The sequence below is a fragment of the Capnocytophaga sp. oral taxon 329 str. F0087 genome (assembly GCF_000213295.2).
In the GTDB taxonomy this organism is placed as follows: Bacteria; Bacteroidota; Bacteroidia; order Flavobacteriales; family Flavobacteriaceae; genus Capnocytophaga; species Capnocytophaga leadbetteri_A.
Window position 1 is genome coordinate 1 of sequence record NZ_KN390063.1, and the last position, 6,702, is coordinate 6,702.

7 protein-coding genes are annotated in these 6,702 nt (G+C 38.2%); 1 reads left to right on the plus strand and 6 read right to left on the minus strand.

Annotation, left to right across the window (positions count from 1 at the left end; all coding sequences use genetic code 11):
• From HMPREF9074_RS10910 to HMPREF9074_RS10920, 3 genes are all read right to left on the minus strand, one after another.
• A partial coding sequence (locus HMPREF9074_RS10910) for a POTRA domain-containing protein (RefSeq protein WP_034540794.1) occupies positions 1-743 on the minus strand: 743 nt, incomplete at its 3' end.
• A gap of 4 nt (positions 744-747) precedes the next feature.
• Positions 748-1,470: an isoprenyl transferase gene (locus tag HMPREF9074_RS10915; protein ID WP_009389237.1), complete on the minus strand. Its 723-nt coding sequence runs from the start codon at positions 1,468-1,470 to the stop codon at positions 748-750.
• 10 nt (positions 1,471-1,480) lie between these two features.
• The gene (locus HMPREF9074_RS10920; RefSeq protein WP_009389236.1) at positions 1,481-2,176 is read right to left on the minus strand and encodes a type IX secretion system protein PorG; all 696 of its coding nucleotides are present in this window, start codon (positions 2,174-2,176) and stop codon (positions 1,481-1,483) included.
• Positions 2,177-2,471: 295 nt separating this feature from the next.
• Between HMPREF9074_RS10920 and trxB the strand changes: the two genes are divergently transcribed.
• The gene (trxB, locus tag HMPREF9074_RS10930; RefSeq protein ID WP_009389235.1) at positions 2,472-3,413 is read left to right on the plus strand and encodes a thioredoxin-disulfide reductase; all 942 of its coding nucleotides are present in this window, start codon (positions 2,472-2,474) and stop codon (positions 3,411-3,413) included.
• A gap of 82 nt (positions 3,414-3,495) precedes the next feature.
• On the opposite strand, the gene HMPREF9074_RS10935 is transcribed toward trxB, so the two are convergent.
• From HMPREF9074_RS10935 to surE, 3 genes are read right to left on the minus strand one after another with little or no spacing between them, the layout of a single operon-like run.
• On the minus strand, positions 3,496-5,430 hold the full coding sequence (locus HMPREF9074_RS10935) for an LTA synthase family protein (RefSeq protein WP_009389233.1): 1,935 nt from the start codon (positions 5,428-5,430) through the stop codon (positions 3,496-3,498).
• Between the two features lie 18 nt (positions 5,431-5,448).
• A complete protein-coding gene (locus tag HMPREF9074_RS10940) occupies positions 5,449-5,751 on the minus strand; it encodes a hypothetical protein (protein ID WP_009389232.1) in 303 nt (100 codons plus the stop codon).
• Positions 5,739-6,509, minus strand: a complete 771-nt coding sequence (gene surE / locus HMPREF9074_RS10945; RefSeq protein WP_009389231.1) for a 5'/3'-nucleotidase SurE — start codon at positions 6,507-6,509, stop codon at positions 5,739-5,741. The genes HMPREF9074_RS10940 and surE overlap by 13 nt, the downstream gene beginning before the upstream one ends.
• Positions 6,510-6,702 lie beyond the last annotated feature (193 nt).

The window sequence follows — 6,702 nt, forward strand, 5'->3', positions numbered from 1 at the left end:
TTCTCTTTGTAAAAATCAATAAGTCCTACTAAATCCTCATCGTAATCCTTCTTCACATATTTCGAGCGCTTCCAAAAACGTCCAAAGCGTATTTGCTTAGTTTTTTTAAGCTTTTTGTGTAGTTTAGCCGCATCAAATTCTTTATTCCCCTCAAAAGTAATCCGATCTATCTTTATCTTACTACCTTTATCTATGTGTATAAGCATATCTACCCCATTGGCATCAGTAGTATCTATTTTTGTATCAATAGTTACTTTAGTGTTGAAGTAGCCATCTTTTTTATACTTATTTGTAATATAGTTCTTAGTATTAGCTATAAGACTCTCATTTACCTTCACTCCTTTTTTTAGATCAGCATCTTTAAGCAATGTCTCAGCTTTTTTCTGATTAACCCCCGACACTTTCACATCTATAAGCGAAGGAGTCTCTTTGATAGCCAACTCTAAAAATACCTTATTCCCCTCCACTCGTTGTATGTAAATATTAATATCGCTAAACAACTTATAGCTCCACAATTTGTGAATGATGGCACTGAACTTTTCACTTGGTACCTCTATCTCATCGCCCACTCTCAATCCCGATGTGGTAAGAATAGTTTGCTCATTATAACGTTTGGCACCCGTTACTTCAATGCCTCCAATAGTATATTTTCTTCCTTGTCCTAATGATATTCTTTCTTCCTCTTGAGCATTCACCAAACTACAAACAGCTATGAATGCTAGTAATAAAATCTTTTTCAGCATAGTTTTACTTAAGTTGTTCGCTAATTTTTCCAAATCGTCTCTCTCTATTTTGATAACTAATGAGGGCTTCTTCCAAATGTTTTTTGGTAAAATCAGGCCATAGTACATCAGTAAAATAAAGTTCAGCATATGCTATCTGCCACAGTAGAAAGTTGCTAATTCTGTACTCTCCGCTGGTACGGATAAGTAAGTCTACATTGGGCAAATCATACGTATATAGATGTTGTTGTATAATATCTTCGTTTATAGCATCAACTTTTAGCTGTTGTTGCTCCACTTGCTGAGCTATGCGTTTTATTGTTGTCAGCAACTCCTCACGCGCTCCATAACTCAAAGCCAAGGTTAGAGTAGTACCCGTGTTGTGCTTCAGACGGTCTATCACTCCTACAAGTGTATTCTTTACTTTCTCAGGGAACCTTTCTAAGTTACCTATCATATTCAGCCGCACATTGTTCTTATCTAACTCATCAGCTTCTTTTCTCAAGAATTTTACTAATAGTTCCATAAGAGCCTTCACTTCCAATGCGGGTCTATTCCAATTTTCTGTTGAAAAAGCATAGAGTGTCAAATAAGGAATGTGGTGCTCTACACAATATTCCAACACTTGGCGCACACTTTGGCCCCCTTTTTCGTGTCCTAATGCTCTGAGCAACCCTTGTTTCTTAGCCCAACGTCCATTGCCATCCATTATAATGGCTAAATGTTCAGGGTATTTTGTTATTTCCATATATTAAACTCTATTTTCTACAATAGCAAGGCTCTTCTCCAAACGTATAAGTAAGAGTTAAACCTGTAAATGTATACCAATCATTGCTAGCTTTATTACCAAATGAAAAAGGTCGTTCTTTCGGTAAGCTACCATCTAAATTATTAGTAAGTGTGTATCTAAAACCTACTTCACCTGCTAAAATAAGCCGCATGGTTATCTTTTTCTTTACTCCTAAAATCACAGGGAAAGTATAACTGAGCGTGCGCTTAGTAGTATCAGTAGCCTCTACTGGCGGAGTAACAGCCTTCTCAAAATACAAATCGTCGTGCCAAAAAGCAGCGGCTCCTATGTAAAGATAGGGGGTCATTGGCTTATCTAATAAGTTTTTGATTCTAAAACGGAAGAAATTAAACTCCGCTCCTACAGAAAGTTCAGTCAAGTCGCTCTTAAACGAGAACTGACGGTTAATCTTACCTGGTATATCCGACTGTGCATCATCACCTTTCAATGATGATTTATTAACCTGCACCCTAAGAGCCATCCTCTGGTGAAAATTCCATTTAAAAAGACCGCCAAAGGCTGCTTGGTTAGGATATACATAATAAGTACTCCCAACATCTGATATAGGGTTGCTTCCGCCTAAAAATACCCCTACTTCATACCGCTGTGCTGATGCCAATTGCACCATCAATAGTATTCCGGTGATATATAATATTCTATACATACGCTATTCTATGCAAGGCGCAAATATAGGAGTTTTAAATGAAATAACATTCATTTTTAGCTTTTTTTTAACCCTAAAAACTCATTTTTTCCATCACCAAACCCATATAACACTGATTTTCAATAGTATACAAAAAGCATCTTTTACCTCTATCGCCCCTACTCCTAATCACACTCTTTCACAAGCAATGATTATGCCAAATTTACCTATTTTCTAATTTGCGAATCTTCTAATTTGTTAATTTGCCAATTATACACTATCTTTGCGCCATTAATTAAAAAAAGGATAAACTAATATGGCAAACATTGAAAAAATAAAATGCCTCATCATAGGATCAGGTCCTGCGGGCTATACAGCAGCCATCTACGCTTCTCGCGCCAATCTTAACCCTGTGCTTTACCAAGGCGAACAACCTGGGGGACAACTCACTACTACCAATGAGGTAGAAAACTTCCCTGGCTATCCTGAGGGGGTAATGGGTACAGAAATGATGATGCAATTAGAACAACAAGCTAAACGTTTCGGCACAGACATTCGCAATGGGTGGATTACTAAGGTCGACTTTTCTGCACACCCGCACAAAGTATGGGTAGACGACAAAGAAGTTCACGCCGATGCAGTAATCATTGCTACAGGGGCTTCTGCTAAATATTTAGGATTACCTTCCGAGCAACACTATCTACAAACAGGAGGAGGCGTGTCAGCTTGTGCCGTATGCGATGGCTTTTTCTACCGCAATCAAGAGGTAGCTATCGTAGGAGCAGGCGATTCTGCTTGCGAAGAAGCACTATATTTAGCTAATATCTGTGCCAAAGTTACGATGCTCGTACGCCGCGATGAGTTCCGTGCCTCTCAAATTATGAAAGAGCGCGTACTCAATTCACCTAAAATAGAAGTGCTTTTCAATACCGAAACTGAAGAAATTCTCGGTGACGGACAAGTCGTTACAGGTATGAAAGTCCGCAATAACAAAACGGGAGAAATAAGCGAAATAGCTATCACAGGTTTCTTTGTAGCTATTGGTCACAAACCTAACACTGAGGTATTTAAACCTTATATTAACACTGATGAAGTAGGCTATATCAAGAACGTACCAGGTACTTCTCTTACCAATGTAGCGGGCGTATTCGTTGCGGGCGATGCTGCCGATACCCGTTACCGCCAAGCTATTACAGCCGCAGGTTCAGGCTGTATGGCTGCCCTCGATGCCGAAAAATACCTAATGACCCTCGAATAACCTCATAAGGGCAAAAGGCAATTCACCATAAAAAAGCGCGATGTTTACTTCTTCTAAACATCGCGCTTTTTCATTTGCTAATTTATTTGCTTGTGCCGCTGGCACCTAATTTATGATTAATAATTCTATCCATATAATCCTGCATAAAAGCCTTAAGATCTTTAATGCCTTTCTGAATTTCAGCATTATCTACCTTACCCAGTAGATTATCCTTCAAAGCCCCATCTTCTTTCCTATAAATACCATTAACTTTAGCATTTTCATCTATAATATAGATATAATTACCCTGCATCATTTGGTACATCACCGCATTCGAGATAAAAGCACGTGGTGTTTCATCTGCTACATTACTAAAAAGACTCCGCCCCCACGAACGGAAAGGCTTATGATAACCCATCAAATCTACTAATGAGGGGTAAATATCTATCTGTTGGGCTATTTCCGAAGATACTTTAGTAGGCACCAAGTTAGGATTAGCACTGTAGAACATTATAGCAGCTCCCATACCCGTAATTGGTTCTTTATACAAATCGTAATATACCTGATTAGGGTGGTCATTTACGAAAGCAAAAATCGTATTCTCAAACCAAGGTTGTTTCTTAGCACATTCAAAAAACTGTTTCAATGCGTAATCCGTATAACCTATACATTTATGAATTTCCAAATGCCCCACAGGAAATTTTCCTTCATATTTCTTCGGAATCTGAAAAGGATGATGTGACGAAAGTGTAAAAATAGTACCAAAGAAAGGTTGCTTTTTCTCAGAATAAGTCCTACACATATACTGAAAGAAAGGCTCGTCCCATATCCCCCAATGTCCATCATCATCAGCATCGTTATTATATTCTGTTTTGCCGTAATAATGGTCAAAACCTAAGATATTAGAAAAACCTAAAAATCCCATTGAACCATTAGGAGCTGAATGGAAAAATGAAGTGTCATACCCCATCTCTTTAGCTATTGAAACTAATGACTGGGTAGGTTGTTTCACATAGGGCGAAGAAGTATAAGCTACCTGAAATGAGGGAATACCTGCCAACATAGACGAGATTCCGTGTATAGATTGCCGCCCTGTACAGTAAGCATTATCAAGCACAAATGAATGATGTGCAAGCGAATCTAAGAAAGGAGTATAACTCTCAAAATTAGGAATATGCGTCTTAGTATTCATACAGCCCCAATACTCCTTACCAAAGCTCTCCAAAATAAACAACACCACATTAGGTTTCTGTACCACCTCACGGCTATACTGCTTAATAGGCTTAATATTTCCTTCTATATACGCCTCATCTACCAAATGATATTCTTTAAAACCTTTATTCTTTCCCATACTACGTATAAGGCAGAAAGGCGTGTTGAGTATCGCATCTGCCTGTGCCGTGATATTCACGTGCCTACTCGCGTCCAACATATTAATAGGACGTGTATCCGAAGTAAAACCACCCCCGCGAATCGCCATCATTATCAGCGTACCCAATCCTAAAAAGCAAATCGTAGACCACGCATAGTAAGGTACTTTTCTCTCAACCTTCACAGGCTTTATTTTCACTAACTTATACAGAAATACCCATAAAGCAATAAGCAAAATAAAACCGACAAACATATACCAATAATCTACCAAAAAAGTAAAAAATAAGGTCGTTTTGTTCTGTTCGTGCTCAATAACCGCAAAAGAAGCCGAAGTAAGACGCGATTTACTGAATGGATAATACACCATATCGATAAAATTAGTGGTGTAAGCTATCGTATTAGGAATAAAATACGCCCAAAAGACCACTTTCTGAAATTTCGGATGCGTATTCACCCACAAAGGCAACAAACTAAGCAGTATAAATAGTAAATTGATATACATTATAGCACAGTTATCAAACGCCAGACCATAGTAGAAAAGGTCAGTAGCGCTATAATCACCCATCACATCGTGATTAAAATAGATAAACAAGCCACGTGCTATAGCATAAAAGAAATATACCAAGAAAATACGATACAGAAATACTAAATATTCTCTAACCCTCATAATATTTATAGTTGATTTTTAAGTAAATTGTAATAATAATATAACAAAAGCCAATACAGTTGAAGCGATAAGTACCCCTCGTGCGCTCTCATTCTTATTCCTATTCAAGAAAATGAAAAACACCAAAAGGTCTAATGCACCTCCTAAAGCAATAAGTTTCCCCAGATAACCTTTATAATAAGCATCTAACAAAGTAATGCGAACGCTGAACTTCGAAAAAATAAGCACATAAGCCAAAATAGCCAACGCATTAGCCAATAATCCTGCTAAAAAACCAATAATAAGGTCTCTCCTATCCTCATTTATTTTTATAAATCCCATTGCTGTAGTGTTTGAAGATGTTGATGAGCAGTAAGGTCAAACTGCACAGGCACTACCGATATATATCCATTTTCAAGAGCCCATTGGTCAGTATCAGTACCTTCATCTTGGTTTACAAAAGTACCAGTCATCCAGTAGTATACCCTTCCTTGTGGATTTACACGCTTATCAAAGCTCTCAATCCATCTCGAACGTGCCTGACGACATATTTTCACCCCTTTTATTTCTTCTTTGCGAAGATTAGGGATATTCACATTCAGTACCGTACCTTTAGGTAAACCATTAGCGAGCACCTTCTCAGCAATATGTTTTATATAGCTACGTGCTTGCGAAAAATCAGCATTCCAACTTGGGTCTAATAGCGAGAAGCCTATAGCGGGTATTCCTTCAGTTCCAGCTTCGATAGCAGCACTCATTGTACCCGAATATATCACATTTATAGAAGCGTTACTCCCGTGATTGATACCACTCACACAGAGGTCAGGCATACGTCCGTTTAGTACCTCGTGTTTAGCAATCTTTACGCAGTCAGCTGGTGTACCGCTACAAGCGTACTCACGGGTTGCACCATTTTTAGAAGGCATTGGGTCGCAATACATAGTTGTATCTAAGGTTACTGCGTGACCTTTACCACTTTGGGGCGAGTCAGGAGCCACTACCACCACCTCGCCTAATTCATTCATTATCTCTATCAAATAACGGATACCAGGAGCAGTAATACCGTCATCATTAGTTACTAAGATCAAAGGTTTTTGCATATTCAAAAAAACTTAAAAAAGTATCAGCGCACAAAAGTACAAAATAATTAGCTATTTACAACGTTATCAAGTTATTTTTTTAAAACAAAAAAAGAGCAATCTAACTATTTAGATTGCTCTTTTTATAAGAAGGCGGCGACATACTCTCCCACTTGCGTAGTACCATCTGCGCTAAAAGGTTTAACTGCTCTGT